Below are 2758 nucleotides of genomic sequence, written 5' to 3'. Positions count from 1 at the left end.
TGCAGTCTCAGCGCGCCAACGGCCCCGCAGCACGCCGCCGATCACTGGCCCCGCCCGCGCGCGATTCACAGCTCCGCGCCCGGCCCACCGCTCGCGCCCGCCACCCGGTCCTGCCCGCGCGCGAAGACCCCGCCTCCCACCCCGCGAGCACCGCGAGGCAGCACGACGCTGACAACTCGGCGACATCCTGCAACCGAGATGTCAGCCGCATGCAGTCTCGGCGCGCCAACGGCACCGCCGCACCCCGCCGACCACCAGCAGCGCCGGCACCGCCCGGATCAGACCGCGAGAACCGTCACAGCCACTTCGACGTCAGGTGCTCCGACGAGATGCGGCGCAGCGTGCCGGACGCCCCGCGCAGAACGACGCTCTCGGTGTAGATGAAGTCGCCGTCGCGACGCACGCCCTGCACCAACTGGCCGTCGGTCACGCCCGTGGCGACGAAGATCGTGTTCTTGCCCTTCACCAGGTCGTCGGCCTCGTACACCGTGCCGTCGATGTGGAGCCCGGCATCCCGGCCCTTCTGCTTCTCATCGTCGGTGCGGGGAATCAGGACGCCCTGGATGTGACCGCCGAGCGCCTTGATGGCGCACGCCGTCACGATGCCCTCGGGGCTGCCGCCGATGCCGACGCACATGTCGGTGCGGGCATTGTGTCGGGCGGCGTTGATGCCCCCGGCGACGTCGCCGTCGCTCATGAGGCGGGTGCCGGCTCCGGCCTCGCGGATGTCGGCGATCAGCTGCTCGTGACGCGGGCGGTTCAGCACCGAGACGACGATCTCGTCGACGGGCTTGCCGAGGGCCTTGGCCAGCAGGCGGATGTTCTCACCGATCGGCAGGCGGATGTCGACGACGCCGACGCCGGCGGGGCCGGTGACGAGCTTGTCCATGTAGAACACGCTCGACGCGTCGAGCATGGTGCCCTGGTCCGAGACGGCGATCACCGACAGGGCGTTCTGCCGACCGGCGGCGGTCAGCGACGTGCCGTCGATGGGGTCGACGGCGACGTCGCACTGCGGACCGCGGCCGCTTCCGACCCGCTCTCCGTTGTAGAGCATCGGAGCGTTGTCCTTCTCGCCCTCGCCGATGACGATCGTGCCGTCGAAGTCGACGGTGCTGAAGAACGCGCGCATCGCGTCGACGGCCGCGCCGTCGGCGGCCTCTTTGTCACCTCGGCCGATGAAGGGCACGGCGCGGATGGATGCCGCTTCGGTCGCCCTCACCAACTCCAGAGCCAGGTTGCGGTCGGGGTGCAAAGGGCTCATGTCGGCAGTCAGGCTCACCATGGGGCCACTGTATCCAGCGAAGCGTTCACATCGCCCGGTTTTGAGCGGATGTGCGCCGAAGGAATCGATGTTCTTAACCGTTCGGCAGATCTCGGCGGTTCCTGTCGCGCCCCCGGCATCACGATCCGGCGGCTTCGCTAGAGTGACGGTTGTCCCGACACCGACCAAGGAGCACCTCCATGCCCGTCGCCACCCCTGAGCAGTACGCCGAGATGCTGGACCGCGCCAAGGCCGGCAGCTTCGCGTACCCCGCGATCAACGTCTCGAGCTCGCAGACCATCAACTCGGTGCTCCAGGGCCTGACCGAGGCCGGCTCCGACGGCATCCTGCAGGTCACCACCGGCGGCGCCGATTACTTCGCCGGCCACACCGTCAAGGCCCGCGCGACCGGCGCCCTCGCCTTCGCCAAGTACGTCACCGAGGTCGCCAAGAACTACCCCATCACGGTCGCCCTGCACACCGACCACTGCCCCAAGGACGCCCTTCCCGGCTTCGTCCTGCCGCTGCTCGAGGCCTCCGAAGAAGAGGTCAAGGCCGGCCGCAACCCGATCTTCCAGTCGCACATGTGGGACGGCTCGGCCGTGCCGCTCGACGAGAACATCGACATCGCCGCGGAGCTCCTCCCCCGCCTGAAGAACATCAACGCGATCCTCGAGATCGAGGTCGGCGTCGTCGGCGGCGAAGAGGACGGCGTCCAGCACGAGGGCTCGAACGACGCGCTCTACACGACCGTCGCCGACGTGACCAAGGCCGTCGAGCGCCTCGGCCTGGGCGAGAACGGCCGCTACATCTCGGCCCTCACCTTCGGCAACGTGCACGGCGTGTACAAGCCCGGTGGCGTGAAGCTCCGTCCCGAGCTGCTCGGTGAGATCCAGGAGGGCATCGCCGCGAAGTTCGGCACCGGCCCCAAGCCCCTCGACCTCGTCTTCCACGGCGGCAGCGGCTCCACCGACGAAGAGATCGCCCTCGCGGTCTCGAACGGCGTCATCAAGATGAACATCGACACCGACACGCAGTACGCCTTCACCCGCTCGATCGCGGGCTACATGCTCTCCAACTACGAGGGCGTGCTCAAGCTCGACGGAGAGGTCGGCAACAAGAAGCAGTACGACCCCCGCGCCTGGGGCAAGATCGCCGAGTCGGCCATGGCCGTGCGCGTGGTCGAGGCCACGAAGCAGCTGGGCTCCTACGGCCAGTCGCAGAGCTGACACCCGCCTGCACCTCGCGAACGCCCCGGCCCCGTGCCGGGGCGTTCGTGTTCCCGGATGCCACACCCCCGGCATCCACGAACCTCCACCGCCGCGCCCCCGGCGAACCGCGCACAACGGCGGGCCGATCAACCCAGGCGCCCCCGGCGAGCCACGCACAACGGCAGGCCGATCAACCCCGGCGCCCCCGGCGAGCCACGCACAACGGCGGGCCGATCAACCCAGGCGCCCTCAGCGAGCCGTGCACAACGGCGGGCCGATGGGG

The 2758-nt window shown here is 69.5% G+C and carries 2 protein-coding genes; one reads left to right on the top strand and one right to left on the bottom strand.

What is annotated here, in order from left to right; translation table 11 throughout:
* Positions 1 to 295 precede the first annotated feature (295 nt).
* Complete coding sequence (glpX, locus tag DBR36_RS14635; RefSeq protein WP_108320492.1) at positions 296 to 1285, bottom strand: class II fructose-bisphosphatase; 990 nt, start codon at positions 1283 to 1285, stop codon at positions 296 to 298.
* Positions 1286 to 1464: 179 nt separating this feature from the next.
* Between glpX and fbaA the strand changes: the two genes are divergently transcribed.
* A complete protein-coding gene (gene fbaA / locus DBR36_RS14630; protein ID WP_108320491.1) occupies positions 1465 to 2493 on the top strand; it encodes a class II fructose-bisphosphate aldolase in 1029 nt (342 codons plus the stop codon).
* The last annotated feature ends 265 nt before the right edge of the window (positions 2494 to 2758 follow it).

Source organism: Microbacterium sp. HMWF026 (assembly GCF_003061325.1).
Taxonomy (GTDB): Bacteria; Actinomycetota; Actinomycetes; order Actinomycetales; family Microbacteriaceae; genus Microbacterium; species Microbacterium testaceum_E.
The sequence above is the reverse complement of the archived record's forward strand: the minus strand, read 5'-3'. Positions and strand labels throughout refer to the sequence as shown.